The 25779-nt window shown below is 63.4% G+C and carries 27 protein-coding genes; 23 read left to right on the top strand and 4 right to left on the bottom strand.

Features of this window, described 5'->3' with window-relative positions:
• Positions 1-6: 6 nt before the first annotated feature.
• Positions 7-273, top strand: a complete 267-nt coding sequence (locus tag BW940_RS01580; protein ID WP_076607423.1) for an elongation factor 1-beta — start codon at positions 7-9, stop codon at positions 271-273.
• 145 nt (positions 274-418) lie between these two features.
• The gene (locus BW940_RS01575) at positions 419-1720 is read left to right on the top strand and encodes an MFS transporter (RefSeq protein WP_076607422.1); all 1302 of its coding nucleotides are present in this window, start codon (positions 419-421) and stop codon (positions 1718-1720) included.
• 24 nt (positions 1721-1744) lie between these two features.
• On the opposite strand, the gene BW940_RS01570 is transcribed toward BW940_RS01575, so the two are convergent.
• Complete coding sequence (locus BW940_RS01570; protein ID WP_076607421.1) at positions 1745-2419, bottom strand: RNA ligase partner protein; 675 nt, start codon at positions 2417-2419, stop codon at positions 1745-1747.
• 164 nt (positions 2420-2583) lie between these two features.
• On the bottom strand, positions 2584-3030 hold the full coding sequence (locus tag BW940_RS01565) for a hypothetical protein (protein ID WP_076607700.1): 447 nt from the start codon (positions 3028-3030) through the stop codon (positions 2584-2586).
• A 161-nt stretch (positions 3031-3191) separates the two neighbouring features.
• On the opposite strand from BW940_RS01565, the gene BW940_RS01560 reads away from it, so the two are divergent.
• Complete coding sequence (locus tag BW940_RS01560; protein WP_076607420.1) at positions 3192-4322, top strand: RNA ligase; 1131 nt, start codon at positions 3192-3194, stop codon at positions 4320-4322.
• A gap of 125 nt (positions 4323-4447) precedes the next feature.
• Here the strand turns inward: BW940_RS01560 and BW940_RS01555 are convergent, their stop codons facing one another.
• Entirely contained in the window at positions 4448-5134 is a 687-nt protein-coding gene (locus BW940_RS01555; protein ID WP_076607419.1) for an MBL fold metallo-hydrolase, read from the bottom strand.
• Positions 5135-5309: 175 nt separating this feature from the next.
• Between BW940_RS01555 and BW940_RS01550 the strand changes: the two genes are divergently transcribed.
• The 12 genes from BW940_RS01550 (at position 5310) to BW940_RS01495 (ending at position 16290) form a co-directional block, all read left to right on the top strand.
• On the top strand, positions 5310-5618 hold the full coding sequence (locus tag BW940_RS01550) for a 50S ribosomal protein L21e (RefSeq protein ID WP_076607418.1): 309 nt from the start codon (positions 5310-5312) through the stop codon (positions 5616-5618).
• Between the two features lie 6 nt (positions 5619-5624).
• The gene (locus BW940_RS01545) at positions 5625-5981 is read left to right on the top strand and encodes an RNA polymerase Rpb4 family protein (RefSeq protein WP_076607417.1); all 357 of its coding nucleotides are present in this window, start codon (positions 5625-5627) and stop codon (positions 5979-5981) included.
• Between the two features lie 250 nt (positions 5982-6231).
• The gene (locus BW940_RS01540) at positions 6232-7488 is read left to right on the top strand and encodes an MgtC/SapB family protein (RefSeq protein WP_076607416.1); all 1257 of its coding nucleotides are present in this window, start codon (positions 6232-6234) and stop codon (positions 7486-7488) included.
• A gap of 107 nt (positions 7489-7595) precedes the next feature.
• Complete coding sequence (locus BW940_RS01535; RefSeq protein WP_076607415.1) at positions 7596-8192, top strand: DUF655 domain-containing protein; 597 nt, start codon at positions 7596-7598, stop codon at positions 8190-8192.
• Between the two features lie 56 nt (positions 8193-8248).
• Positions 8249-9091, top strand: coding sequence for a 16S ribosomal RNA methyltransferase A (locus BW940_RS01530; protein ID WP_076607414.1), 843 nt, complete (start codon positions 8249-8251; stop codon positions 9089-9091).
• 97 nt (positions 9092-9188) lie between these two features.
• On the top strand, positions 9189-10373 hold the full coding sequence (locus tag BW940_RS01525) for a mechanosensitive ion channel family protein (protein WP_076607413.1): 1185 nt from the start codon (positions 9189-9191) through the stop codon (positions 10371-10373).
• Positions 10374-10952: a HemK2/MTQ2 family protein methyltransferase gene (locus BW940_RS01520; RefSeq protein ID WP_076607412.1), complete on the top strand. Its 579-nt coding sequence runs from the start codon at positions 10374-10376 to the stop codon at positions 10950-10952.
• Positions 10953-10990: 38 nt separating this feature from the next.
• A complete protein-coding gene (locus BW940_RS01515) occupies positions 10991-12202 on the top strand; it encodes an outer membrane protein assembly factor BamB family protein (protein ID WP_076607411.1) in 1212 nt (403 codons plus the stop codon).
• A gap of 132 nt (positions 12203-12334) precedes the next feature.
• The gene (locus tag BW940_RS01510) at positions 12335-13333 is read left to right on the top strand and encodes a 5-methyltetrahydropteroyltriglutamate--homocysteine methyltransferase (protein ID WP_076607410.1); all 999 of its coding nucleotides are present in this window, start codon (positions 12335-12337) and stop codon (positions 13331-13333) included.
• Positions 13330-14406 (top strand): methionine synthase, encoded by a 1077-nt coding sequence (locus BW940_RS01505; RefSeq protein ID WP_076607409.1) that lies wholly within the window; start codon positions 13330-13332, stop codon positions 14404-14406. The genes BW940_RS01510 and BW940_RS01505 overlap by 4 nt, the downstream gene beginning before the upstream one ends.
• Before the next feature lie 231 nt (positions 14407-14637).
• On the top strand, positions 14638-15252 hold the full coding sequence (locus tag BW940_RS01500) for a nitroreductase family protein (RefSeq protein ID WP_076607408.1): 615 nt from the start codon (positions 14638-14640) through the stop codon (positions 15250-15252).
• 90 nt (positions 15253-15342) lie between these two features.
• The gene (locus tag BW940_RS01495) at positions 15343-16290 is read left to right on the top strand and encodes a carbohydrate kinase family protein (RefSeq protein ID WP_076607407.1); all 948 of its coding nucleotides are present in this window, start codon (positions 15343-15345) and stop codon (positions 16288-16290) included.
• A 6-nt stretch (positions 16291-16296) separates the two neighbouring features.
• On the opposite strand, the gene BW940_RS01490 is transcribed toward BW940_RS01495, so the two are convergent.
• Positions 16297-17139, bottom strand: a complete 843-nt coding sequence (locus tag BW940_RS01490) for a hypothetical protein (protein ID WP_076607406.1) — start codon at positions 17137-17139, stop codon at positions 16297-16299.
• A gap of 198 nt (positions 17140-17337) precedes the next feature.
• Between BW940_RS01490 and BW940_RS01485 the strand changes: the two genes are divergently transcribed.
• The 8 genes from BW940_RS01485 (at position 17338) to BW940_RS01450 (ending at position 25733) form a co-directional block, all read left to right on the top strand.
• On the top strand, positions 17338-18414 hold the full coding sequence (locus BW940_RS01485; RefSeq protein ID WP_076607405.1) for a TrmB family transcriptional regulator: 1077 nt from the start codon (positions 17338-17340) through the stop codon (positions 18412-18414).
• Positions 18415-18594: 180 nt separating this feature from the next.
• Entirely contained in the window at positions 18595-20061 is a 1467-nt protein-coding gene (locus BW940_RS01480; protein WP_076607404.1) for an extracellular solute-binding protein, read from the top strand.
• A gap of 2 nt (positions 20062-20063) precedes the next feature.
• A complete protein-coding gene (locus BW940_RS01475; protein WP_076607403.1) occupies positions 20064-21077 on the top strand; it encodes a carbohydrate ABC transporter permease in 1014 nt (337 codons plus the stop codon).
• A 1-nt stretch (position 21078) separates the two neighbouring features.
• Complete coding sequence (locus BW940_RS01470) at positions 21079-22077, top strand: carbohydrate ABC transporter permease (RefSeq protein ID WP_076607402.1); 999 nt, start codon at positions 21079-21081, stop codon at positions 22075-22077.
• Positions 22078-22079: 2 nt separating this feature from the next.
• The gene (locus BW940_RS01465; protein ID WP_076607401.1) at positions 22080-23282 is read left to right on the top strand and encodes an ABC transporter ATP-binding protein; all 1203 of its coding nucleotides are present in this window, start codon (positions 22080-22082) and stop codon (positions 23280-23282) included.
• Positions 23275-23478 carry a hypothetical protein gene (locus BW940_RS01460; RefSeq protein ID WP_076607400.1) on the top strand — a complete coding sequence of 68 codons (204 nt, stop codon included), beginning with the start codon at positions 23275-23277 and terminating at the stop codon, positions 23476-23478. Before BW940_RS01465 ends, BW940_RS01460 begins: the two co-directional genes overlap by 8 nt.
• Positions 23479-23538: 60 nt before the next feature.
• A complete protein-coding gene (locus BW940_RS01455; protein ID WP_076607399.1) occupies positions 23539-24621 on the top strand; it encodes a Gfo/Idh/MocA family protein in 1083 nt (360 codons plus the stop codon).
• Between the two features lie 149 nt (positions 24622-24770).
• On the top strand, positions 24771-25733 hold the full coding sequence (locus BW940_RS01450; protein WP_076607398.1) for a sugar phosphate isomerase/epimerase family protein: 963 nt from the start codon (positions 24771-24773) through the stop codon (positions 25731-25733).
• The last annotated feature ends 46 nt before the right edge of the window (positions 25734-25779 follow it).

The raw sequence follows: 25779 nt of genomic DNA, 5'->3' as shown, positions 1-25779 counted from the left end.
CTGAACATGGGAAAAGTCGCTGCCAAGATCAAGGTCATGCCGGACAGCCCCGAAATCGATCTGGACGCGCTTCAAGAGCGCCTCGAGAGCGCACTGCCTGAAGGCGCAAAGATCAACGGCGTCGAACGCGAAGACGTCGCGTTCGGCCTCATCGCCCTCTACCCCACCGTGATCGTCCCTGACGGCGCGGGTGGCACGGAAACCGTCGAGGAGAACTTCGCAGATGTCGAAGGCGTCGAAAGCGTCGGCGTCGAGAACGTCGGCCGTATCTGAAGTCGAACTGATTTTCGGCCGTTTTGCATCCCGGAACTGTGTTGCTGGTGAGCCGCCGGCATCGAGGGCAGTCATGTGATCGGCGTCAGCCCGCGGCTTGCCAGTCTCACAACGCTTACCACGCCCCTCGAGAAACGTCTCCAGCGTGAACGTGCTGTCGGACCCCACCAAACGACGATGGCTGGCGTGGGCTGCGTTGGCGACCGTTTTCCTGCTCGTCAATCTGCACCGCCTCTCGACGGCCGTTCTATCGGAACGGCTAACCACCGATTTCGGGACGACGGCAGCACAGCTCGGCACACTTCACGCCTCGTTCTTTCTTATCTACGCCGCCATCCAGATCCCGACGGGCGTGCTGGCAGACCGGGTCGGGCCACGCTATGTCGGCTCGATCGGCGGCATCGCGTTGAGTCTCGGTGCGGTCGGCTTTGCGATGAGCGACAGCTATCTCGCGGCGTTCGCCTCGCGGGCGCTTATTGGTCTTGGCAGCGGCGTCATCTTTGTCTCGATCCTTCGCTTTTGTGCGAACTGGTATCGCGCGGGCGAGTTCGCGACGATGACCGGCCTGACCGGGAGCATCGCCGGACTCGGCGCGATTCTCGCAACGACACCGCTTGCGATCACCGTCGACCGGGTCGGCTGGCGGCCGACGATCTTCTCGCTGGGACTCGTCGGGATCGTCGCCGCCGGTGGCGTCTTCGTCCTCGCACGCCAGTCCCCGGCCGCCGCCGGCCTCGAGCCGATCACGGGCGTCCCGGAACAGCCCTCGGTCACGCTCGCGGAGCTGGGCGGTCACCTGCGGGCGCTCGCACGGGACGTCGATCAATGGCTGCTGTCGGTCGTCTTCTTCGCGGGCAACGGCGCAACGTTGACGCTCGTGGGAATGTGGGGGGTGCCGTATATCGTCGTGGTCTACGGGCTGGACGTGACGACGGCCTCGTATTTCACCCTCCTCGCGTCGGTCGGGATCCTGCTCGGGCCGCCGACCATCGGGTGGCTCTCGGATCGGCTCGAGCGACGCCTGCTGCCGATGACGGCCGGAATCGGGCTGTTCGCGGTCGCACTCGGCACCGTTCCCGTCTTCGGCCGGCCGCCGCTTTCCGTCATCGCCGTCTCCTATCTGGCCTGTGGCTTTCTCTTCGGCGCTGCGATGCTGTCGCTGTCGCTCGTCAAAGAACGGTATCCGGCCGGTGCCAGCGGCGTCGCGATGGCGACCGTGAACACGGCGGGGTTCATCGGCGGCACGATCCTGCCGACAGCAATGGGGCTGGCACTCGACGCGTATCAGACGGGCGAAACCGTCGGCGGCACCGTCGCTTACACCCAGTTCGGGTATCGGATCGCCTTCGGCATTCTCGCGGGAACCGTCGCCATTGGCTTCCTGTGTGCGTGCTGGCTGGTCGTCCGCGACCGGAACGGGCACGCGGCGTCGCCGAAAACGCTGTGAGACGCCGTCAGCACAGCCCGCCGATCACTCCACCGAGCGCCTCGAGTCCGGATCGACCGCGGTGAGATACTGCTCGAGTAAATCGGGAAACTCCCGGCCGCGAATGTATCGCAGCCCGAAGTCCTCGGTCCAGCCGATGATGCCTTTGTCTTCGGTGACGACGCCAGCCTCGAGTTCGCGTGCGAGGATCAGAAGGTCGAAGTCCTCGCGGGAGTCGAGCACGCCGGTTCGCATCGCCGAGCGGTACTTATCGCGCAGGTTCGAGATGACGGCATCGACGTCGGTCATGTGGTCGTGTTCCTCGAGCAGTTCACCGTCGGTCCGTTCGGCCTCACGAACGGCCTGTTCGGAGACGCGCAGGCCCCGGTCGACGCGGTCGCTCATCTCATCGACGAAGCTGTAGACGACGTTTGCGGGGATCGACACCGCGTACCGATCGGGGTGTTTGCGGATCACCCACGTGTTCAGCTTCGAGTAGACCTCGTCGTCGACGTCCCGGGTCTCGAGCATCGTCGTGAGTTCGTCGTGGATCGTCGGCGGGACGTAACAGGAGATGCCGAGGTTGAGCCGCGCGTTGGCGATCAACTCGAGCACGCGACAGACGGCCTCCTGCAGCGACTCGTCGGGCTGGCGAATGTCCTCGGTGAGAAAGAGCGACGTGTCGAGGACGAACCGCTGTTTGAACGCCTCGGTGGACATACCAGTGTGTTCGACTCGAGCGGACAAATAAGTGGAGTGTGCTGACAACAGCCCGGCGACGGGGGTCGCTCGAACGGTGGCTGTTTCATACGGACTGCTGTCGTCAACTCTTGTCGATCACTGACACTGCCGTGATCGTCGGTCAATCGGCACAGCAGCCCGTCTCAGTTGGTCGGCTGGCGCTCGGGGTCGGCACCGAGACCGGCCTCGGAGACGATCTCTGCGCCAGTCGGCGAGAGGTCGACGGTGACGTCCTCGTGGACGGCTTTACTGATCTCGTCGACGTTGCCCGCAAGCACGGTCAGGATGTCGTCCGGGTTCGCATACAGCAGCATGTTTCCGTCCTGGCCCTCCGCGACGAGTTGGGTATCGTTCAGGACGATCTGATTGTTCTGGATCGTCGCCGCGACGACTGGCAGCGCCTCCGGTTTCCCCTGTTCGTCGTCGCGAACGCGGCGGATGTGGACGGCCTCGAGGTCGAGGACGTCTTTGTGCTCTTGGATCTTCTCGGCACAGTTAACCATGTCCTGCAGGAGGAGTGATTTCTGCTCGCCGCCGTGGCCGTCGTCGCCCTCGAGACAGTGCTGACAGACGCGAAGTTCGAGTCGCATACGAAACCGGTTGTGGCCGGACACCGATGAGAATTCCGCTTCGAGCCGTTTCGTCCGGCCGCCCTCGGAGCCGTGTCGACCATTACCGGTCGACCCCGTTTTGATCAGTTTGTGTGACGGTTGGACCGTGTTTCTTGCCGCCACACGGTGTAGTGTCGACGATGAGAGATACCGAGTACCACAGGTTGCTCGGAATGAACCGGGACGCGTTCGAAGAACTCGAGGCTCACCTCGAGGAACGGACCTACGACGGACAGACCTATCGGCACGTCCCGGACTACCGTCGAGGCGTCGAGCGTGGAACCACCCTGATCGACGACACGATCGTTCGTGGCTTTCCGAAAGTACCACGAACGCTCGTCCTGTCGGACGGCGTCCCGGAGCGATTCGCCGACCAGCCCGACGATCGAATCGCCGTCGAGGAGAAACTGAACGGGTACAACGTCCGCGTCGTCCGCCTCGACGGCGAGCGCCTCGCGTTTACTCGAAGCGGGATGATCTGTCCGTTTACGACCCGCATCATCGAGCGACTGGTCGACTTCGAGGACCTGTTCGAGCAGTACCCCAAGGCGATGGTCTGTGGCGAGATGATCGGCCCCGAAAACCCCTACACGGCCCACGACTACCCGGAGGTCGACTCGCTCGCGTTCCGGGCGTTCGACTGGCGTGATCGCGAGTCCGGCGAGCCACTGCCCGTCGAGACCCGGCGTGAGCGCTACGAGACGTTCGACATCCCGCAGACGCGGCTGTTCGGCCGGTTCGAGGTCGACGAGGCAGCGACCGAAATCCGTCGTCTCATCGAGAAACTGGACGCTGAGGACCGCGAGGGCGTCATCATGAAATCGCTCGACGGCACGGCACAGCTAAAGTACACGACGTCGGCCGCAAATCAGGGCGATCTGGCCTACGCGTTCTCGCTGCCCTTCGATTACGGCCAGCCGTTCATGTTCCGGCGACTCATCCGGGAAGGCTTCCAGAGCGTCGAGTGGGACGAATCCGACGCCGTCGCTCGCGAGCGCGCCCACGAACTCGGCGAGGCGATCTTACTGTCGATGCACGAGACCATCGAAACCGTCGACGCGGGTGATCCGGTCGGCGAGCGCCACACCGTCCGCGCCAGCCCCGAGACCGTCGACGTCTTGTTCGAGCACCTCGAGAGACAGGGACTCACGATCGACATCGAGGCCGACCGCCGCGAGGACGGCGACCGCGTCTGTACGTTCCTCAAACAGACTCGATCGACCATCGACAAGACGCGAAACTATCTCGACGGACATATCGTCAAAGAGTGAGCCGGCGCGACGACCGCGATACTCATCGGGAGTCTCGTCGCTATGCAGAGATGTGCGACACGGAGACCGAGCCACGGAACCTGCACAGCTGGATAGCGACACCCGGCTGGCGACGAGAATCCCTATCAGTCAGCTCGTCGCTCGGCGATCTCTCGGATCGTCTCGCTGCCGCGATCGACGTAGCCGCCGTGATGGCAGACGACGTGGTCGATCTCGAGGGCCGCGAGGCGGGCAACCGACTCGAGTGCGCAGTCCATGTCGGGCGTGAACTCGGGTTTCGGGCCGGCAAGTGGCTCGCTGCCGTCTGCGACGAGCGCATCGCCGGCGAGCAGCAGGTTGCCCTCGGGGAAGTACAGCGAGCAGTGGCCCGGCGCGTGGCCGGGCGTCGCGACGATTTCCATCGGTCCCGCGAGCGTCGGGATACGGACGCCGTCGGCCAGTTCAATATCGACCTCGACGGGCGGGTAGCGGTCACCATCGCCTTTGATCGGGGCGCGCTCGCCCGTCACGAACGGGGCTTCTTCACGGTGGGTCGCGACGACTGCGTCGACGGCCTCGAGCAAGTCACTGAGGCCGCCCGCGTGGTCGCCGTCGTGGTGGGTCAGGACGACGAGCCAGACGTCCTCGAGGTCGTACCCGAGCGAGCGGAGATGGGTTCGGATGCCGTCGACGGCACCCGCCGGCCCGACGTCGATCAGGACGAGGCCGTGGTCGGTCTCGACGGCCGTGGGTGTGATCGTCATCGTGCGGCCGTACTCGATCGTCATCGGGAGCGTGTGGACGCCTGCGCCGCGCTCGTGGTCGGAGTGCATGCTTGAGGCGAGGACCGCCGGGCTCAAAGGGCTATTCGTCCGGATTAAGCCCGGGTTTTCGACCGCAACCGGACGTCCTCGTCCTCGAGACAGCCGGTAATCTGAGGGGATCGTAAAGCGGTGAGCGCAAGACGTGCATTTTATAACCATCACCAAGTAAGAGGGGCGTACGACTATGCCGAACTCTAATGGCCCTCGTCAGGGATCCCGACGAAAGCTCGCGAACGCTCCTCGAGACCGTGGCTCCTCGCCGCCACAGCGAGCGATTCAGGAGTACGAAGCCGGAGAGAAAGTCCACCTGAAGATCGACCCAAGCGTTCCAAACGGACGCTACCACCCACGTTTCGACGGCCGAACCGGCGAAGTTGTCGGGAAACAGGGCGACGCCTTCAAGGTCCAGATCAACGACCGCGGCAAGGACAAGACGCTGATCGTCACTGCAGCCCACCTGCGCGCCCAGAACCAGGAAAAGAGCCGAATCTGAGCCAGGATGACGATCTTCAAAGAGATCGTCGACGAGGAGTTCCTGACAGTCTCGGAAACGAAGGAACTGCTCGCCGACATCGAAGCCGAACGCGCGATCGACGAGGACCGCGAGCTGCGCTACGAACTCGCACGAGCGATCGAGCACGTCAACCGATTTACCGTCCTCGACCCCGAGGAGGCCCAGCAACTCGTCGACGACCTCCAAGAGATCGAAAAGGTCGACGAAGCCACGGCGTACAAGATTGCCAACCTCCTGCCGCGTAATCGGGACGAGCTCCGATCGGTGTACGCACAGCAACGGTACTCGCTGTCAGGAGAGGAACTCGACGAGATTCTCAACGTCATCGCGAAGTACGCCTGAGCGCGGCCGCGTTTGGAGCCGCTGTTTCTATCGTCGCTGACACGCTGGTCGATGCCGTTTCGACGCGATCGAAACAGGCCAAACCCGAAGACGATGGTGGCAATGACGTCGTTGATCTCACAGCGCAGCCGAGCCCGTAAGCGCGCCCAGTCGGTAGTACGAACGGCAGCAGTCTTCTTCTCGAGTCGGTGACCGATTTCGGATGGTGTTCCGGAACGTTGACTGAAGTGGGACTGGAAGGGGAAACGGAATGGTCGACCCCGCTACCGAGCCGCTGTTGGTGCTTGTATCGCGCATCGCCGTGGCGTTCGGTATTGGGGCGCTCATCGGACTGGAGCGCGAACGGAGCGAATCCGGTGGACTGTTCGCAGGGAGCCGCACGTTCCCGTTGTTCGGGCTCTTCGGTGCGCTGGTGCAGGCGTTCTTTCCGACGTTGCTCCCTATTGCACTGATCGCTCTCGCCGTTCCACTGACCGTGGCCTACGGCGGCAAGATCGTGACGGAAGGCGACATCGGTCTCACGACCCTGACCACCGCACTACTGACCGTCGTCCTCGGGGCGTTAGTGACCCACTCACACCGCGGCATGGTGATCGCGATCATCGTGGGCGGTGTCGTCACGGTACTCCTTTCGGCCAAGCATACAATTCATGGATTTGCCGATCGGATCGACGAGAGCGAACGCCGGGCCTCGGTCAAATTCATTCTCGTCGTACTGGTCGTCCTTCCGTTGTTACCCGATCGAGACCTCGAGGTTCTGTTCGGGCTCAACCCACGGTTCGTCTGGCTCATGGTCGTGTTCGTTACGGGATTGAGTTTCGTCGCCTACGTGCTAAGCCGGACCGTCGGTGCCGAGCGCGGCATCGCACTGACCGGGGTTCTCGGCGGGTTCGTCTCCTCGACCGCGACGACGGTGTCGATGGCCGAACGGACGGCAGATACACCCTCGCTCTATCGGATCTGCGCGTTCTCGACGGTTATCGCGTCGGTCGTGATGTTTCCACGGGCAGCCGTCGAGATTGCGGTCGTCAATCCGGCGTTGCTCTCCCACGTCGCGATTCCACTGGGTGCGATGACAGTGTCGGGCGCGCTCGCGGCTGCCGTCGTCTACTGGCGGTCGGCTCCGGAATCCGCGATCGAGACCGACATCGAGAACCCGTTCCGGTTGCGACCTGCGCTGTTTTTCGGGGCCGTCTTCGCCGTGGTCCTGCTGGTGTCCGAACTCGCACACACACGGGTCGGTGCGTCTGGCGTCTACGCGATGGCGTTTCTCTCCGGGCTCGCCGACATCGACGCGATCTCGATCACGTTGAGCAGGCTCGCGGCGGAGGGCGCGATCTCTCAGCAGGTAGCGACGACAGGGATCGTCATCGGTGCAATCGCGAACACGCTCGTCAAAGCGGGACTTGCGTGGCTGCTCGGAACACGACGGCTCGCACTTCTGGTCACGGCAATACTCGGTGTCGTCTCGGTCGTCGGTCTCGTGTTCGTTCTGGTTCCATTCTGAGCACCACGACAGCGCCTGTCGATAGTCGCCCATCGAAAACGAGGCTCCCCTGTCTCCAATGAAACTGTGCCGACTCTTTAAGTACGCCGTTACCGTACTGTACCCCAATGAGTGAAGCCGACAGCGACGGGACAGATGTTCGCCGCGCAGTCGTGTTGGATTATCTCGCCCATGGACTCTCGAACGATGGTCGTCCCCAGTACGAGAAGTCTCCGGCCGGCTACGCCCTCGACATCGACGACTTCCAGCTCTATCAGGTCGCATTCGACGAAAACGAGCGTCTCACCATCGGGAGCGAGGTCGTCGTCAAGCCGCGCGAGGAACGCGACATCGTCACCGAATCTCACCGCGTCGACTACGAGACGCTCTCCTCGGGCGCGCAGTCGGAACTCGAGTACGTCGTCGCCGACTTGGTCGAGGAAAACGAAGAGCGATTCGTCGACTTCTACAACGACGCCCAGCCGATCACGTTGCGGCTCCACCAGCTAAATCTGCTGCCGGGAATCGGCAAGAAACTCCGCAACAGCATCCTCGATGAGCGCAAACGAAAACCGTTCGAGAGCTTCGAAGAACTCTCCGAACGCGTCTCTGGACTGCATGATCCCGACGAAATTCTGGTCGAACGGATCCTCGAGGAACTGCGCGAGGACGATCTCAAGTACCAGACGTTCGTCGGTCGGCGTGAACAGGAACAAAACCAGTAGCGTCGTGCTGCCGTCGAGACGGTGCGTTTACACCACTCCCCCCCATAGCGGCGGCAATGAGAGATCCAGACGCACTGATCGCCCGGGCGGGGGTCCGTGGCGATCCGGACCGCGACCAGCACTTTCTCGTCGACGACCGCGTTCTCGATCGATTGCCGACCTATCTCACAGAGATCGGCGCCGACACAGCCCACGTCCTCGAGATCGGTGGCGGGACGGGCGTTCTGACGGATCGACTGCTCGAACTCGCCGACGAAGTGACCGTGATCGAGCGCGACCGCACGCTCGCCACGTTTCTCACCGAGGAGTTCGCCGACGAGATCGGTGCAGGGCGGTTGACCGTGATCGAAGGCGACGCCCTCGAGGTCGACCTGCCAGAGTTCACGGCGTCGGTGTCGAACCTTCCCTACGGCGTCTCGAGTGAGATTACGTTCCGCTTGCTGCCAGCACAGCGCCCACTCGTCTTGATGTTCCAACAGGAGTTCGCCGAGCGGATGGTCGCCGAACCTGGCACCCCCGAGTACGGCCGACTTTCGGTGTCGACCCAGCATTACGCGGACGCCGACCTCGTCGAGTCGATCCCGAAGGAGGCGTTCTCGCCCCCGCCAGCCGTCCAGAGTGCCGTCGTCAGACTCGAGCCTCGCGACCCCGACTACGAGGTCGACGACGAGGCGTTTTTCCTGCGATTCGTCAAGGCGCTGTTCACCCAGCGCCGGAAGACGATCCGCAACGCGATCCGGAACACGGCCCACATCTCGGGGCTCGAGGAGCCCGATGCGGTCGTCGAGGCGGCCGACGAGGAGCTCCTGCGAAAGCGAGCCGGCGCGGTGGCCCCCGCGGAGTTCGCGGCGCTGGCCCAGCTCGCTGCCGACGTCAGCCCAGTCACCGACGGCCAGTAGCGAGACGGCGAGTGCGCGGGTCGTTCGCACTGTCGTTTCCGACCGACGGATACTCGTAGCTGCACGGCTCATTCGCTCGAGAGACGACCACTAACCGATGTCCGGGACACTGTCTACGCTCAATCGACTGTCGGTGACCGCGATCGATCGGCTGTCGGAGGCGTTCGGGCCGAACGTCAGGATCGCGGTGACGATCGCGGCGGTCGGCGTGTTGTTGCTCGTCTTGCTCTCCTATCGACAGCTCCAGGACTGGCTCAACGAGCGAACCAAGCCGCTGTACGGCGATATCATCTCGACGGCGGTGCTGATCGGTACCTGTGCGGTGACGGTCTCGGTCATTTTGGGTGCCTGGGGACTGACTGGTAACGTCTACACGATCTACACGGAGCAACTCGATCTCGACGATGTCATCATCGGCCGAGCGATCGTCTCGTTTATCCTGATTATCGGCACGCTCATTTTCACGCGGTTCGTCAAGCGGATCGTCAGCGAGGTTCTCGGATCGGCGTCGGCCGTTACGGACCACCAGCGCGAGATAACCCATCGGATCTCGCAGGTGGTCATCTGGGCCGTCTCGATCGTCGTTATTCTCGGCATCTGGGTCGACGACCTCGGTGGCCTGCTCGTCGGGGCCGGATTCCTCGGCATCGTCGTCGGTATGGCCGCCCGCCAGACCCTCGGCACGGTGATCGCTGGCTTCGTGTTGATGTTCGATCGCCCGTTCGAGATCGGCGACTGGATCGAGGTCGAAGACCACGAGGGGATCGTCACCGATATCTCGATCGTCAACACGCGCATCCAGTCGTTCGACGGTGAGTACATCATGATCCCCAACGACCTCATCTCCTCGAGTATGGTAATAAACCGCTCGAGACGGGGTCGACTCCGCGTCGAGATCGATGTCGGCGTCGACTACACGACGGACGTCGAACGGGCCGTCAAAATCGCACACGAAGAGGTGTCGAATCTCGAGAAATCGCTCAATGGCCCGTCGCCACAGGTCATCACCAAGGAGTTCGCCGATTCGGCAGTCGTCCTCGGCGTGCGCTTTTGGATCGATCGACCAAACGCCAGACGGCGAGCAGAGGCCCGGACAGCCGCGATTCACGCGATCAAAACGGCGTTCGACGACGAGGGGATCAAGATCCCCTACCCACAGCGCGAACTGTCCGGGCGGGCCGAAACCGGCGGCTTTCGGGTCGCCGACGACGGGACTCGAGTACCTGACGGGCAAACGGAGAGCCGGGAACCACACCACGGGATGACACCAGAGGACGATTAGATGACACTCAGAGACCAGCGTGATGTCGAAACGGACGTGTACCAGCCAGCAGAGGACTCGCAACTGCTCGCCGAGGCGGCCTGTGAGCGGCTGCCCGACGACGAGGACCGACTCGTCCTCGAGGTCGGCACGGGCTCGGGATACGTCGCGGGTCGAATCGCCGAGGAGACGCCAGCGCGCGTGATCGCCTCGGATCTGAACCCCCATGCGGTTCGCCAGGCCCGCGGCGAGGGCGTCGAGGCGGTCCGCGCTGACCTCGTTGCGCCGTTTGCCGACGGGGCGTTCGACGCAGTCGTGTTCAACCCGCCGTATCTCCCGACGGATCCCGACAACGAGTGGGACGACTGGATGGAACGGGCGCTGTCGGGCGGCGAGGACGGCCGAGCCGTCATTGATCCGTTCCTCGAGAGCGTCGGTCGCGTGCTCGCTCCCGACGGCGTTGTCTTCCTGCTCGTCAGCAGTCTCACCGGTGTCGACGAGGTGGTCGAACGCACCGGCGAGGAAGGGTTTAGCGCCGTTGCCGTCGCCGACGAGTCGTTTCCCTTCGAGACGCTGACCGTCCTCGAGTTGCTCCGGTGAGCGAAATATACATTTCGGAAGTCGAGAAAAGACTGATAATGCCCTCCACTCGACGAGCACTCCTGACGAGCGTCGTCGCCGGGAGTGCCGCCATCGCCGGCTGTTCGACCGTCACGCGATCACCGACGCCGGACGAACCGCCGCCGGCGGGCGTCGACGAACTGCCGGATCCGGACGGCCACGTCGCCGGTGCGAACGGCTCGTGGTCGGGTTTCGGTTGTAACGCCGCCAACACTCGTGAAGTCGCGGACGGCGAGGCGCCAGTCGAAGAGGTATCCGAACGCTGGCGCGTCGAGACCGCACAGACGACCTACCACGAACCCGTCGTCGCCGACGGGACCGTCTACCTGCTTGAGGCCCAGTCGCGTCTCCGCGCGCTGGACGCCGACAGCGGCGACGAACTGTGGACGCTCGAGGACGCGAGAGCGGTGCCGGTGGTCCGGGACGGGGTCGTCTACATCCCGTCGACCGATACCGTCCGGGCACTCGAGGCAGACACCGGCGATCCCCTGTGGGAACGAGAGTTCGAGGTGCCGGGGCGAGTGACCGGCCCGGCGACCTACGCCGGGGATCGACTGATCTGTGGCGCGGGCGAAACTGTCGTCGCACTCGAGGCCGAGACCGGCGAGGAGGAGTGGCGACGCGACGTCTTCGGACAGGTGCTCGACCACGCCGCGTTCGTTATGGGCTACTGGGTTGTCGTCGCCACCGAGGCGGGGATGGTCTACCTGCTCAGTGAGGGTAGTAGGATGGGGGGACGGCGATGGCAACTCCCGGCCGTCCCGATGGCACCACCGAGCGCGGACACGGACACGATCTACGTCAGCTGTCGGGACGGGACGACGTACGCGCTGACCGACGAGGACGGTTACGCGGACGAGGCGTACTGGTCGGCCGATACCGGCTGGACGGAACGTGGTATCTGTGTCGCGAACGGTCGGGTTTTCCTCCGGGGCGCCGGAACGCTCCACGCGCTCGGTACCGACGACGGAACCCGCTACTGGAGTCACGATGTCGGCGGCTGGCAACACACCGCGCCAACGTATGGCCGCGAGACCGTGTTTATCGGCGGCGACGCCCTCTACGCACTTGATCCGACTCCGGACGGCGTTCTCGAGGACGGCCCTGCAGTCCGATTCCAACGCGAGTTCGAGGGCCGGGTCGGCCCCGGGCCGGTGCTCGACAACGGCGTGCTCTACGTCGTCGCCGAAGTCGAAGACGGCGAGTACGCGCTCGTCGCCCTCGAGTAGAGCCCCCATCTGCCCCGTGTTCACAGGAATCGTGAATGCGTAGCCGAACGCGAAGAAACCTGCAAAAATTACTGCAACGCATTAGCATGGATGGAAAATATTAAGCGTCGGTATAGCCTAGCCGCTCCCACGATGACTGAGTACGTTTCGACCACGCCGGGGCTCTTTCCGCTCCCGGACTGGGCGAAAGACGATCTCTCGGAACTGAAGGGCCACCAGAAACACGACCTCATCAGCGGTGACGAAGATGAGGAGATTTCCTCGGTATATGAGCAAGCACGCGAAGAAGTGATCGAGACCCAGCAGGCGGCTGGTCTCGACCGCATCGTCGAAGGACAACTCCGCTGGGACGACATGCTCGCTCACCCGCTGGCCGTCCACGACAACGTCGAAACCCGCGGCATCGTCCGCTACTACGACAACAACAACTTCTATCGAGAGCCCGTCGTCAGCGGCGACCTCGACGTCTCGGGCGACGTCGCAAACGAACTCGAGGCCGCGGCCGAACTCACCGACGACCTGCAGGCGGTCCTCCCCGGCCCGTACTCGCTGGCAGACCTCGCCACCGACGAACAGTACGGCGACGAAGCCGAGTTCCTCGGCGCGATCGCTGACTTCCTCGCAGGCGAAGTCGACGCCTTCCCAGACGTCGAGACGCTGTTCCTGCTCGAGCCCTCGCTCGTCGAGAACGCACCCGAAGACGGCGCAGATGAACGCGCAAGCGAGGCGATCGATCAGGTCGCGAGCGCGACCGACGCCGACGTCGTCGTCCAGCCCTACTGGGGCGCACTCGAGGAGAAGGTCTACGCCCACCTGCTCGACGCCGACATCGACGCGGTTGGCTTTGACTTCGTCGCGAATCAGGACGACAACCTCTACAACATTCAGGAGTACGGCGCGACCGGCGACGTCTCGCTCGGCCTTGCCGACGGCCAGAACACGCTGGTCGAGGATCCAGAAGCGATCCGCGACCGCGTCGACTGGGTCGAAGAGCAGTTGCAGGTCACCGAGTTCGAAACCGTCTATCTGACGACGAACACGGAGACGTTCTACCTGCCATACGCCAAGTACGAGGAGAAACTCGAGGTGCTTGCCGAGGCCGCGGATCTCGCAGAGGTGACCGTCGCATGAGCGCAAACGAGAACAAAGACCAGTTCCGACCGGAGAATCACGAAAACGACCACTTCCTGCTGACGACCGTCGTTGGCTCCTACCCGAAGCCCAAGTGGCTCAACCGCGCCAAAGAGCTGTATCAGGACCCTGATCACGGCTTTGATGAGGACGACTATCAGGAAGCGAAAGACGACGCTGCCCGCCTGATCACGAACGAACACGAGCGCGCGGGCCTCGACGTCGTCGTCGACGGCGAGATGCGCCGCAACGAGATGGTCGAGTTCTTCGCCCACCGGATCGAGGGCTACGAGTTCAACGGCCCCGTCAAGGTGTGGGGACACAACTACTTCGACAAGCCGAGCGTCGTCAGCGACGTCGAGTACACCGACTCGTGGCTTGTCGACGAGTACGAGTTCACTGCCGCCGCGACCGACCGTCCCGTCAAGGTCCCGATCACGGGCCCCTACACGCTCGCCAACTGGTCGTTCAACGAGGCCTACGAGGACGACGACGAACTCACGCTCGCACTGGCCGACCTCGTCAACGAGGAGATCGAAAAGCTCGTCGACGCCGGCGCGCGCTACATCCAGATCGACGAGCCCGCCCTCGCGACGACCCCCGACGACCACGCCATCGTCGGCGAAGCGCTCGAGCAGATAGTTGCCGACATTCCCGAGGAGGTGCGCATCGGCCTCCACGTCTGTTACGGCGATTACTCCCGGATCTACCCCGAAATTCTGGAGTTCCCCGTCGACGAATTCGACCTCGAGCTCGCAAACGGCGACTACGAACAGCTCGACGTTTTCAAAGATCCCGAGTTCACCGCAGATCTCGCACTCGGCGTCAGCGACGTCCACGTCGCCGAGGTCGAATCCGTCGAGCAGATCGAGGAGAACATCAAGAAGGGCCTCGAGATCGTCCCGCCGGAACAACTCGTCGTCTCGCCGGACTGTGGCGTGAAGCTGTTGCCCCGTGAGGTCGCCTATGGCAAGATGGCGAACATGGTCGAAGCGGCCCGCAACGTCGAGGCCGAACTCGACGAGGGCACCATCGACATCGAACGCGATACGGCTGCACCCGCCGACGACTAACGACCGACCCATCTCGATCGACGGCACGCGCCGTTTCGAACACCGCGCGCTTATTCTGTTTTCGCTGTTTCCACTCGAGAACACCAGTAGCTATTTCTGGCATAACATATCAGTCTACAACTAGAGTCCTCGTTTCATGGCTGCTGTCCACATATATCGACGACATCGATGTTACCTGGTAACCCAAATGTCCGGAAGGATACATATAAGCAGCAGCCATAGATGAGGGCGATGCAACACCCAGTGTCACCACAACGTGACCTCGACGAGGACGTCGCCGACCACCGCAGTCCCGACCACGATATCGACCCGCTTTTCGTCAATCGCTGGTCGCCGCGGGCGATGACCGGCGAACCGCTCGAGGAAGCCGACTTCCTCCCGCTGTTCGAAGCTGCACGCTGGGCCCCATCGGCGTTTAACAACCAGCACTGGCGGTTCGTTTACGCGACCCGCGAGGACGACGAGTGGGAGACGTTCGTCGACCTCCTGAGCGAGGGGAACGCGTGGGCGGCCGACGCCGGCGTGCTCGCGGTGATCCTCTCGAAGACGACGTTCGACCACAACGGCCAGCCAGCGCCGGTCCACTCCTTCGACACCGGTGCGGCGTGGGAGAACCTCGCCCTCGAAGGTGCCCGTCGCGGGCTCGCGGTCCACGGCATGGCCGGCTTCGACTACGAGCGCGCCGCCGAGGAACTCGACGTGCCCGAAGAGTTCGCGGTCGAAGCGATGTTCGCCGTCGGCGAGCGCGCGCCGCCGGAGACGCTGCCCGAGGACCTACAAGAGCGCGAACAGCCCAGCGACCGCAAGCCCCTGTCGGAGATCGTCTTCCAGGGCCGCTTCGAGTAACGCGTCCCGGTCTCACCCACCGTCCTCGTCCGTCTCCGCCACTCGTGGGGATTCGTAACACATTATCCAGCGGACGGCGAACGAAGCGGCGTGTCCCACGACGTGCTGATCGCCGGCGAAACGCTGATCGACTTTCTCCCGACTGCTTCAGGGCCGATCGACGCGGTCGAGGGGTTCGAACGACGACCCGGCGGCGCGCCCGCGAACGTCGCCGTCGCCCTCGCGCGCCTCGAGCACACGCCGACGTTCTGGACCCGCGTCGGTGACGACCCCTTCGGGCGGTACCTCCGTGAGACGCTCCGCGAGCACGGTCTTGCCGACCGATATGTCGAACTGGACCCTGATGCGAAGACCTCACTCGCCTTCGTCACCCACGACGAAACCGGCGACCGTGAGTTCTCGTTCTATCGCGACGGCACCGCCGACACGCGCCTCGAGCCGGGACGAATCGACGATGCGACCCTCGAAGCGCACGAGTGGGTCCACGTCGGCGGCGTCACGCTCTCGAGCGGGCGCTCCCGAGCGGCGACCCTCGAGTTGCTCGAGCGGGCCGCCGAACGAGGCTGTACCGTCTCGTTCGACCCCAACGAGCGCCCGGAGCTGTGGGCCGACGACGACACCTACCAGCGCGTCGTCCGCGACGCACTCGCGACCGTCGACGTGCTGAAAGCCACCGCGGGTGAACTCGAGCGCCTCGGCTTCGAGGGCGATAACGCCGAAGCGATCGCTCGAGACGCGATGACGGCCGGCCCGTCGGTCGTCTTCGTCACACGCGGCAGCGAGGGCGCGATCGCCGTCGCCGACGACGGGACGCCGTGGGCGGGCACAGCGTCACACTCTGGCTACGAGCCCGACGTCGTCGATACGACCGGCGCGGGGGACGCCTTCGTCGCCGGCGCAATCGTGGGGTTGCGCGAGGACCGCGACCTGGCCGACACGCTCGCCTTTGCCAACGCTGTCGGTGCCGCCGCGACGACGGCCGCCGGCGCGATGGCGGCGCTGCCGACTCGAGCGGCTGTGACATCGTTCGAAGACTGAACACGCTCAGCGTTCCGCGTCGTCGAACGTAAAAACCCGCTCGTCGCAAGTGGGACAGACCAACTTTTCCGACGGCGTCTGACCGATGGGCGTCGTTTCGCCACAGCAACTCGACTGCGTGATCGTCAACTCGTCTCCACAGAGGGGACACGCCTCGAGCAGCGAGCGCAGCGGCCGGCCGGCGGCCCGGCGGATCGGGGCCGACTCGACGCGGGACTCAAGAGAGCGTGCGGCTGCGAGTTCGGCGACGGCGACGCCGCGCCGAAGCGTGACCGGCACGCCGCCGTCGCGCTCGAGGACGAGCACCGACCGGCCCCAGCGTCGCTCCGCTCGCGCGTCGACCGACGCGTCGGTCTGGTCGTCGGCGATCCGTGCGAGCGTTGCCATTTTTGCCTCCCGAAGCGTTCGCATCTCGCGTCGCCAGTCGTCGCGCGCAGCATCTGTGAGCCGAATTTCGTCGCCCTCGGGGACGACGACGCCGGCCTCGAGGAGCGTCGTGAGGACGGCTTCGCCGGTCGGCTCGGCCGTCTCGCTGGCCTCGGCGGATGCGATGCTCGAGTCCGAGAGCGAACCCGTGGCAGCGACCGGGCGGCTGTGGTCGAACAGGTCGATCGGAAGCGCGGCGACGAGCGCGGGCGCGAACCGCGGTGTGTACGGGACGACGTAGCCACGCAGGGCGATCACTGCCGTGCCGACGACGGCGACCGCTTTCGCGGCGGTTCGGCGACCGAGAAGTGAGAGCCCGCCGACGGCGATGGCAACCAGCACGCCGTTCGTGATCGTACACGGCCAACATCGGTTCTCGCCGGTGTACTCGCGCCGTCGAATCCGCTCTCTGAAATCGGTCATGGGCCATGCGTTCCGAGTGCACTGTCTTGAGTGTAGCGCCAGCAGTAGCTTTTTTTGTAACAGGTCTAAGGTTCAGCCAGATGAACACGCGTGCGATAGCGAACCAACGACCACCGCTGAGTGACCGCCAGCAGCGTCACTCGTCAGACTGTCACCGGTCGACGAGTCCTCGAGATCCACTGCAGGTGATAATTCCCGATGGACAGTGACGAACTCACCGAAACGCTCGAGGACGCGGGCCTCTCGCCCTATCAGGCCGATGCGTTCGTCACGCTGCTGGGACTCGGTTCCGCCTCGGCGACCGACGTCGCACAGGCCAGTTCGGTCCCCGATCCGCGCATCTACGACGTTCTACGCGACCTCGAGGATGACGGCTACATCGAAACGTACGAACAGGACAGCTTACACGCTCGAGCGCACGATCCGGCGGACGTCCTCGCGGATCTCCGCTCGCGTGCCAACCGGTTCGAGACTGCTGCCGAGGAGATCGAGGATCGCTGGAGTCGACCTGACCTCGAGGAGCATAAAGTCAGCATCGTCAAACGCCTCGACACGGTCTTGGCGCAGGCCGACGACTTGATTCGAGCGGCCACGAATCAGGTCCAGATCGGCCTGACGCCGTCGCAGTTCCGCGACCTCTCGGATGCGCTCGCGACGGCCACCGAAAACGGCGTCGACGTGAAGGTCTGTCTGTTCCCACAGACGGGAGCCGAGCCGGAGTTACCGTCGACCGACGAGCTTTCCCGTGCGTGTACGGAGGCCCGCTATCGCGATATTCCCTCGCCGTTTCTGGCGTTGATCGACCGATCGTGGACGTGTTTCTCCCCACACGGCGGCTCGACGAACGAGTACGGCATCATCGTCGACGATCGAACCCACGCCTACGTCTTCAACTGGTACTTCCAGACCTGTCTCTGGGAGGTCCACGAGACGATCTACTCGGCACGCGACGACGAGTTGCCGATCACCTACGTCGATCTCCGGCAGTGTCTCCGGGATATCGTCCCGCTGCTCGAGGACGGCCGGCAGATCGAGGCGACGATCCACGGCTTCGCAACTGATACAGGCCACGAGGTGACCCAACATGGGACGATCACCGACATCACTTACGCCGGAGTCTCGACGAGTGACGACCGTGAGACACCGCTTACACAGCTGGCAGGCGAAGCCTCGCTAACGCTTGCGACCGACGACGGCACGTACTCCGTCGGTGGCTGGGGGGCGATGATCGAAGATTTCGAGGCGATACGGATTACGATCGAATCAATCACTTAAGATCGGTCCGTTTTCCGACGTCTGCTGTGCGATGGGCGCGACGATGAGCTGTTGCTTTGTGCGGTGCTGAGCCGATTCTGGAACGGCCCGTGCTCTCGATGGATTTGACTGAATTGGTTAACTACACCTGTTGTACCTCACCAGTAATTATAAATACCAGAGACTATCATATTCTTTCCTATGAGTGAGAGATACTCACAGGCAAATGAGAATAACAACTCGAGCGTCTCACGGCGGACGTTCGTCAAGGCAGCGGGTGCAGGCGGGGCTGCAGTCGGCCTCGCGGGCTGTATCTACGGCGACTCGACGTCCGAAGACGCCGTCGTCTGGGGGATCGACCCGAACGCCGACGAGGCAGTCGGCGACGAGATTATCGACCTCCTCGAGGAGAACGGGGCCGACGGGATCGACATCCGGCTGCAACCCGGCGACGAAGACACGGACGACCGACGAGACTCGTATACGAACTTGCTGCAGGCCGAAGAGACCCAGCCGGACTTGTTCTTGATGGACAACGGCTGGGTGAACGTCTTCATCCAGCGCGGCCACATCGCCAATCTGAGCGAGGAACTCGACGACGAGGACCTCTCGCTCGTCGAAGACGAGTACTTCGAATCCTTTACCCAGACGGCTCGCGATCCGGAGACGGGCGACCTCTACGGCGTTCCGATCTTCCCGGACTACCCGACGATGCAGTACCGCAAGGACTACGCTCGGGAAGCCGGCTACGACGACGACGACTTCGAGGAGTGGGCAACCGAGCCGATGACCTGGCAAGAATGGGCCGAACTCACCGAGGAGATCGTCGAGGCCTCTGACGCGGAGTACGGGCTCGCGACCCAGTGGGACCAGTACGAGGGAACGTCCTGTTGTACGTGGAACGAAGTCATGTCCTCGTTTGGCGGCGCGTACTTCGGCGGTCGCGAGGACCTCTTCGGTCCAATCGGCGAGCGAGACGTGACCGTCGACGAACCCGAATTCATCGAGGGGCTACAGATGATGCGGACGTTCGTCGCCGACGAAGCCGACGAGCACACCCTCGAGGACGAGTACCCGCTCGGTCTCGCCACCTCGGATATCACCTCCTGGACCGAAGAAGACGCTCGTGAAGCGATCCTGTCGGGCGAAGCGGTCATGCAGCGCAACTGGCCGTACGCGATCAACACGAACCTCGAGAGCGACGAAGGCGACGATCTCACGGTCGACGACTACGGCGCGATGCCGATGCCCTACGCCGTGACCGAAGACGAGGCCGCCCAGCCCGGAACGGGCGGCTCGACGTCCGCACTCGGCGGCTGGCACATCGTCCTCAACCCCAACTCCCAGAACAAAGAGGAGGCACTCGAGGTAATTCGCGCGACGATGACCGACGAGTTCAATCTCGGCATGTTCGATCTCTACGGCTGGGTTCCACCGAAGCCAGCCCTGTTCGACACCGAGGACGCCGAATCGGTCGAGCCGATGGGCAACTACATGCAGACGCTACGCGTCGCCGGGGAGAATGCGATGCCACGCCCCGTGACGACGGTCTGGCCGGACCAGTCCAGTCTCATCTCTGAGGAGGTCAACCTCGCCGTTGCCGGGGACAAAAGCCCCGAGGATGCAGCGGCTGATCTGCAGGACGGGCTCGAAGCCACGGAAGAGTAAGGATGAGCACAGAAGACCGAACGACGGGTCCCACCCGGCAATCGAATCGATCGGGACCGGTCGTCGCGATCACGCGCTGGATGGAGAACCTCGGCGAGACGGGGTTCGCCTACCTGCTGTTGACGCCGGTGATGCTCCTGTTGGGGACGATCGCGCTGTATCCGCTCTTGCGGACGTTCGAGCTGTCGCTATATCAGAACGTGCTCTCTGACCCGGAGTTCGTCGGGTTCGAAAACTACGTCCAGCTGTTCACCGGCGGCGCGAGCCCGCGGTTCCCCGGCTCGACGACGTTCCTGCCCGGCGTGAGCACGAGTGGGAGCTTCCCGTTCGTCCACCTCGAGGGACTGCTCCGAAGCGCACTCGCGGTGACGCTGCTTTTCACCGTCGTGAGCGTCTTCTTCGAGACGATCATCGGCTTCGGGCAGGCGCTGGTCCTCGATCAGGACTTCCGGGGTCGGCGCTGGGTCCGCGCCGCGATCATCATCCCGTGGGCGATCCCGATCGTCATCCAGGGGATGATCTTCTACCTGATGTTCCACCCGAGCGCCGGCTTCCTCACCGAGCCGCTGGCGAACTGGGGCCTCGTTGCCGCGGACAACACGCTCAACGATCCGATGAGTTCGCTGTTGATCGTCACCGTCGCGGACATCTGGAAAACGACGGCGTTCATGGCGTTGCTCATCCTCGCCGGCCTCCAGAGCATCGACCGGAGCCTCTACGACGTGGCGAAAGTCGCCGGCGCGACCAAGTGGCAGCAGTTCAAGCTGATCACGTTCCCGCTTGTCTTGCCCGCCCTCGGGATTGCAGTGTTGTTCCGCACCATCGACGCGATGCGGATCTACGGTCTCATCGACTCGGTGTCGGGCTGTACGACCGTGCCATCGCTGTCGTGTATGGTCGTCGCGACGTTCAACACGAACCGCGGCCTCGCGGCCGCCGTCGCGTTCGTCACGGCCGGCGTCATTGCGATTGCCGTGTTGGGCGTCATCTACCAGCAGTACAAGGAGGGGTTCTGAGATGGGGGCCGCATCCGACTCCACCCAGACAGCCGACGACGAGATGGGACCACTCGAGCGCTGGACCCACGGCGTCGTCAATGATCAGGAAAAGCGCAATCGACTGTACAAAGCGCTGTTCTACGTCGCGGCGGCGTTTTTCCTCGTCACGACGCTGTTCCCGTTCTACTGGCTGTTAGTGTTGGCACTGACGCCAAGCGTTCGACAGGCTGATTGGAACGTCTCGATCCCGCTGCTAGGTGAGGTCCCGTTCCCGACGCCACAGGGGTTCAACGTCTACGCGTTCGTCGAGGTGTTCCAGCAGGTGCCGTTCCACCTCTACGTGTTCAACAGCTTCGTGCTCGCAACGGCGACGACGGTCATCGTCCTGTTGCTCGCGAGCCTCGCCGGCTACGTCTTCGGCCGCCTCGAGTTCCCCGGCCGCGGTCTGATGATGCTCGCCATTCTGGCAGTGTCGTACTTCCCGCCGGCGGCGTTCCTGATCCCGCTGTACGATGCGTTCCTCGGGAACGCGGTGTACATTCCGTTCCTGGACATCGAGCTGTTCGAACCGCCACGACTCGTCAACACGCCGGGCTCGATGATCATGCCCTTCAGTGCGTTGTTCCTCCCGCTGTCGATTTTCATCCTCACCACGTTCTATTCGCAGATTCCGGACGGACTCGAGGATGCGGCACGCGTCGAGGGAACGACCAGACTGGGCGCGCTGTTTCGCGTGATTATGCCGCTTTCGGCACCCGGCGTCGCCACGGCGGCCGTGTTGACGTTCATCGCCGTCTACAACGAGTACTTTTTCAGCTCGATTATGGCGTTACAGAACCAGCCCGAGCAGTGGTCGCCACTGGTGGGCGGGATATTGAGCTACCAGACCCAGTACACGACGGACTTCAATCTGATGGCAGCCGCCAGTATTGTCGGCGTGTTGCCGATGTTGATCATCGTCGTGGTCGCACAGGAAAAGATCGTGAGCGGACTGACCGACGGCGCACTTAAAGAGTAACCATGGCACGAGTACACTTAGACGACGTAACGAAACGCTACGAAGATATCGTCGCCGTCGACGAAATGAATCTCGAGATCCGAGACGGCGAGTTCGTCTGTCTCGTCGGCCCCTCCGGTTGTGGCAAGTCGACGACGATGGAAACCATCGCCGGGCTGACGAAGCCGACAGAAGGGACGGTGACGATCGGTGAGACGGACGTCACCAACCTGCCGCCGAAAGACCGTGGGGTCTCGATGGTCTTCCAGAACATCGCCCTGTTTCCCCACATGAACGTCTACGAGAACATCTCCTTTGGCCTCCGCCTGCGGAAGTTCGACACAGACGAGATCGATCGTCGAGTCGAACAGGCATCCGACGTCGTCCAGCTCGAGGGGATGTTAGACCGGGAACCGAGCGAGCTCTCGGGTGGACAACAACAGCGCGTTGCGATCGCACGCGCGATCGTCCGCAAACCCGACGTCTTCCTGATGGACGAACCGCTCGCTAATCTGGACGCGAAGCTGCGGGTGCACATGCGCACGGAACTCCAGCGACTCCACAAACAGCTGGATACGACGATCATCTACGTCACCCACGACCAGGCCGAGGCGATGACCATGTCCGATCGGATCGCAGTCATCAACGCTGGCGAACTCCAGCAGATCGATCCGCCGCTGGTCTGTTACAACGAGCCCAAAAACCGGTTCGTCGCCGGCTTCATCGGCTCCCCGTCGATGAACTTCGTCGAAGGCAACCTGACCGACGACGGACTCACGACCGACCACTTCGACCTCGAGTTCGATTCCGACGGCCTCGAGCCCATCGACGACGACGTCACGATGGGGATTCGCCCGGAGGACATCTCCCTCGAGCGCGAGGCCGACTCGGCGACGAGCACGTCCGAGACGATCGAGGCGCGAACGGACGTCCTCGAGCCGATGGGTGATGAGATCTTTATTTATCTCTCACTCGACGGCGCGAGCAGCGAGATGATGACCAGCAACGAGGCCTCGACCGCATCGAACCAGCTGCTGATGAGCGTCGATCCGGACACCGAAGTCGGTGAGGACGAGTCCGTCTCGGTCGTCCTCGATCGCTCGAAGGTACACCTGTTCGAGACGGCCTCGGGCGAGGCGATCACCCACGGGATCGCCGATCTCTCGGACGCCACGCCGACCGCGAGCGTGGCTCCGGAGGCCGAATCAGGAGGCCAACATGAGTGAACTCGTCGCCGTCGTCTACTACGGCGGGCTGACGGTCCTGTTTTTCTTCTGGATCTACGGGATCGTCTCGTTCGCACTCGACGTCAAAAACAAGCTCATCCCCGTAATTCGACAGTATCGACGCGCAAGAACCGAACGTAGTCGACAACAGGAACACGACAATGACAGACAGGACCGAGAAGAGCAGTTGTACTAAGCGCAGCGACGACGCCCGATCGCAGCGAGCCCCCGACGCGACCGACCCAGTGGAGGAGCGATGACGTCGGAGCCACCAGCCGTCCGAACCGGCATCATTGGCCTCGGCAACATCGGCCAGTACCACGCCGACCGACTCGAGGAACTCGGCGTTCCGATCGTCGGCGGGATGGACGTCTCGGCCGAGGCCCGTGATCGGTTCGCCGAGCGCTACGGTGTCGACGTCTACGACGATCATCACGACCTCTACGACGTCGCCGATGCTGTCGTGATCACGACCCCGAACAAGTTCCACGAGGCCTACGCTGTCGACGCCTTCGAGCGCGACCTCCATACACTCCTCGAGAAGCCACTGGCCCACTCCCTCGAGAGTGCCGAACGGATCGCTGCCGCGGCCGAAACGACTGATGGCACGTGCATGATCGGGTTTAACAATCGATTCCGGAACACGGTCCGGCTCCTCAAAGAGCGGATCGACAGCGGCGAACTCGGCGAGATCACCCACGTCGAGGCCAACTACGTCCGCCGGCGGGGGGTCCCGGGCCGTGGCTCGTGGTTCACCCGGCGCGAGATTTCAGGTGGCGGCGCACTCATCGATCTCGGCGTCCACGCTATCGACCTCGCGCTGTACCTACTCGGCGAACCGACCGTGGAGGAAGTCTCGGGTGTCACCCGATCAGCGTTCGGCTCGCGCGAGGACTACACCTACCTCGAAATGTGGGGCGATGACAACGGCCCCGACGCGTTCGACGTCGACGACTCCGCCAGCAGCTTCATCCGCTGTGCTGACAACCGGACGATCTCACTCGAGGTTGCCTGGGCGACGAACCGGCCACCGACCCACGAGTTCGTCGTTCGAGGGACGGACGCTGCGGCCCGATTCAACCTGCTCGAGAACGAACTCACGCTCCACTCGGCGAGTTCCGACGGCGCGGATCACTTCGTCGACACGACGATCGAACCGAAAGAGAACGACCCGCACGCGGACGAACAGCGCGCGTTCTACGAGGCGATCGACGCCGGTCGCGGAGTCGGGAGCGGCCTCGAGGAGGCGCTGGGGGTCCAGCGGGTCGTCGACGCGATCTATCGCTCGAGCGATGACGGGCAGACGGTTGCCCTGAACGCGCCGCCCCACGACCACTAACCGGACCGGCCACGCGCTCGGTCGATTCGACTCGAGTCGACGGACGTCCCTGTACGAGACAGAAACCGGTACGCAGCGACGCCTCTGCAATTAAATTACAATATTGCATCCGGTGAATTTATACTGGACAAGGTCCTCGAATCTCACGTATGGATATCGGCGTACACACCCCGCCACTGGCAGACGAATCGCTCGAGGGAGCCCTCGACTATCTCTCCGAAATCGGCGTCGACGCGATCGAACCGGGCGTCGGCGGTTACCCCGGCGATGCCCACCTCGTCCGCCGGGACTACCTCGACGACGAGGACGCCCAGACAGACCTGCACGACCTCCTCGCGGAGTACGACATGCGAATCAGCGCCCTTGCGACGCACAACAACCCGCTCCATCCGGACGACGAGCAAGCCGAAACCGCGGATACCGAACTCCGCGAAGCGATCCGTCTCGCCGACCAACTCGGTGTCGACACCGTCACCTGCTTCTCGGGCCTGCCCGCGGGCGGCCCCGACGACGAGGTGCCAAACTGGATCACCGCGCCGTGGCCGAGCGAACATGCCGACGCCCACGAGTACCAGTGGGACGTTGCGATCGAGTACTGGGCCGACCTCGCGGCGTTCGCCGACGACCACGGCGTCGACCTCGCACTCGAGATGCACCCGAACATGCTCGTCTACGAACCTCACGGGATGGCTCGCCTGCGCGAGGCGACGAACGAACGCGTCGGCGCGAACTTCGACCCCTCACACCTGTACTGGCAGGGCATCTCGATCACTGACGCGATCCGACACCTCGGCGACGCGATCCACCACTTCCACGCCAAGGACACGCGGATCTACGAGGAGCAGGCACGTGAGAAGGGCGTCCTCGACACGACCGACTACGACGACGAAGCCAATCGCTCGTGGCTCTTTCGCTCAGTCGGCTACGGCCACGGCGAAGACCACTGGAAGGACGTCGTCTCGACGCTGCGAATGGTCGGCTACGACGGCGCGTTGAGCATCGAACACGAGGACTCGCTGACGAGTTCCCGCGAAGGCCTCGAAAAAGCCGTCGATCTCCTCGAGCGAGCCGTCTTCCGCGAACAGCCCGGCGCAGCGTACTGGGCCGAGTAGCGCGTCGCTACCTCAACCGTCTCCCGAGTCGATTCATCACGGATCG

The sequence above is a fragment of the Natronorubrum thiooxidans genome (assembly GCF_900156475.1).
In the GTDB taxonomy this organism is placed as follows: domain Archaea; phylum Halobacteriota; class Halobacteria; order Halobacteriales; family Natrialbaceae; genus Natronorubrum; species Natronorubrum thiooxidans.
The sequence above is the reverse complement of the archived record's forward strand: the minus strand, read 5'-3'. Positions and strand labels throughout refer to the sequence as shown.

What these genes read in the sequence shown, in the direction of transcription:
- BW940_RS01580 (WP_076607423.1), top strand. Translation starts at nt 7, where the DNA reads ATGGGAAAAGTCGCTGCCAAGATCAAGGTCATGCCGGACAGCCCCGAA.
- BW940_RS01570 (WP_076607421.1), bottom strand. Translation starts at nt 2,419, where the DNA reads ATGTCCACCGAGGCGTTCAAACAGCGGTTCGTCCTCGACACGTCGCTC.
- BW940_RS01565 (WP_076607700.1), bottom strand. Translation starts at nt 3,030, where the DNA reads ATGCGACTCGAACTTCGCGTCTGTCAGCACTGTCTCGAGGGCGACGAC.
- BW940_RS01560 (WP_076607420.1), top strand. Translation starts at nt 3,192, where the DNA reads ATGAGAGATACCGAGTACCACAGGTTGCTCGGAATGAACCGGGACGCG.
- BW940_RS01555 (WP_076607419.1), bottom strand. Translation starts at nt 5,134, where the DNA reads ATGCACTCCGACCACGAGCGCGGCGCAGGCGTCCACACGCTCCCGATG.
- BW940_RS01550 (WP_076607418.1), top strand. Translation starts at nt 5,310, where the DNA reads ATGCCGAACTCTAATGGCCCTCGTCAGGGATCCCGACGAAAGCTCGCG.
- BW940_RS01545 (WP_076607417.1), top strand. Translation starts at nt 5,625, where the DNA reads ATGACGATCTTCAAAGAGATCGTCGACGAGGAGTTCCTGACAGTCTCG.
- BW940_RS01540 (WP_076607416.1), top strand. Translation starts at nt 6,232, where the DNA reads ATGGTCGACCCCGCTACCGAGCCGCTGTTGGTGCTTGTATCGCGCATC.
- BW940_RS01535 (WP_076607415.1), top strand. Translation starts at nt 7,596, where the DNA reads ATGAGTGAAGCCGACAGCGACGGGACAGATGTTCGCCGCGCAGTCGTG.
- BW940_RS01530 (WP_076607414.1), top strand. Translation starts at nt 8,249, where the DNA reads ATGAGAGATCCAGACGCACTGATCGCCCGGGCGGGGGTCCGTGGCGAT.
- BW940_RS01525 (WP_076607413.1), top strand. Translation starts at nt 9,189, where the DNA reads ATGTCCGGGACACTGTCTACGCTCAATCGACTGTCGGTGACCGCGATC.
- BW940_RS01520 (WP_076607412.1), top strand. Translation starts at nt 10,374, where the DNA reads ATGACACTCAGAGACCAGCGTGATGTCGAAACGGACGTGTACCAGCCA.
- BW940_RS01515 (WP_076607411.1), top strand. Translation starts at nt 10,991, where the DNA reads ATGCCCTCCACTCGACGAGCACTCCTGACGAGCGTCGTCGCCGGGAGT.
- BW940_RS01510 (WP_076607410.1), top strand. Translation starts at nt 12,335, where the DNA reads ATGACTGAGTACGTTTCGACCACGCCGGGGCTCTTTCCGCTCCCGGAC.
- BW940_RS01505 (WP_076607409.1), top strand. Translation starts at nt 13,330, where the DNA reads ATGAGCGCAAACGAGAACAAAGACCAGTTCCGACCGGAGAATCACGAA.
- BW940_RS01500 (WP_076607408.1), top strand. Translation starts at nt 14,638, where the DNA reads ATGCAACACCCAGTGTCACCACAACGTGACCTCGACGAGGACGTCGCC.
- BW940_RS01490 (WP_076607406.1), bottom strand. Translation starts at nt 17,139, where the DNA reads ATGACCGATTTCAGAGAGCGGATTCGACGGCGCGAGTACACCGGCGAG.
- BW940_RS01485 (WP_076607405.1), top strand. Translation starts at nt 17,338, where the DNA reads ATGGACAGTGACGAACTCACCGAAACGCTCGAGGACGCGGGCCTCTCG.
- BW940_RS01480 (WP_076607404.1), top strand. Translation starts at nt 18,595, where the DNA reads ATGAGTGAGAGATACTCACAGGCAAATGAGAATAACAACTCGAGCGTC.
- BW940_RS01475 (WP_076607403.1), top strand. Translation starts at nt 20,064, where the DNA reads ATGAGCACAGAAGACCGAACGACGGGTCCCACCCGGCAATCGAATCGA.
- BW940_RS01470 (WP_076607402.1), top strand. Translation starts at nt 21,079, where the DNA reads ATGGGGGCCGCATCCGACTCCACCCAGACAGCCGACGACGAGATGGGA.
- BW940_RS01465 (WP_076607401.1), top strand. Translation starts at nt 22,080, where the DNA reads ATGGCACGAGTACACTTAGACGACGTAACGAAACGCTACGAAGATATC.
- BW940_RS01460 (WP_076607400.1), top strand. Translation starts at nt 23,275, where the DNA reads ATGAGTGAACTCGTCGCCGTCGTCTACTACGGCGGGCTGACGGTCCTG.
- BW940_RS01455 (WP_076607399.1), top strand. Translation starts at nt 23,539, where the DNA reads ATGACGTCGGAGCCACCAGCCGTCCGAACCGGCATCATTGGCCTCGGC.
- BW940_RS01450 (WP_076607398.1), top strand. Translation starts at nt 24,771, where the DNA reads ATGGATATCGGCGTACACACCCCGCCACTGGCAGACGAATCGCTCGAG.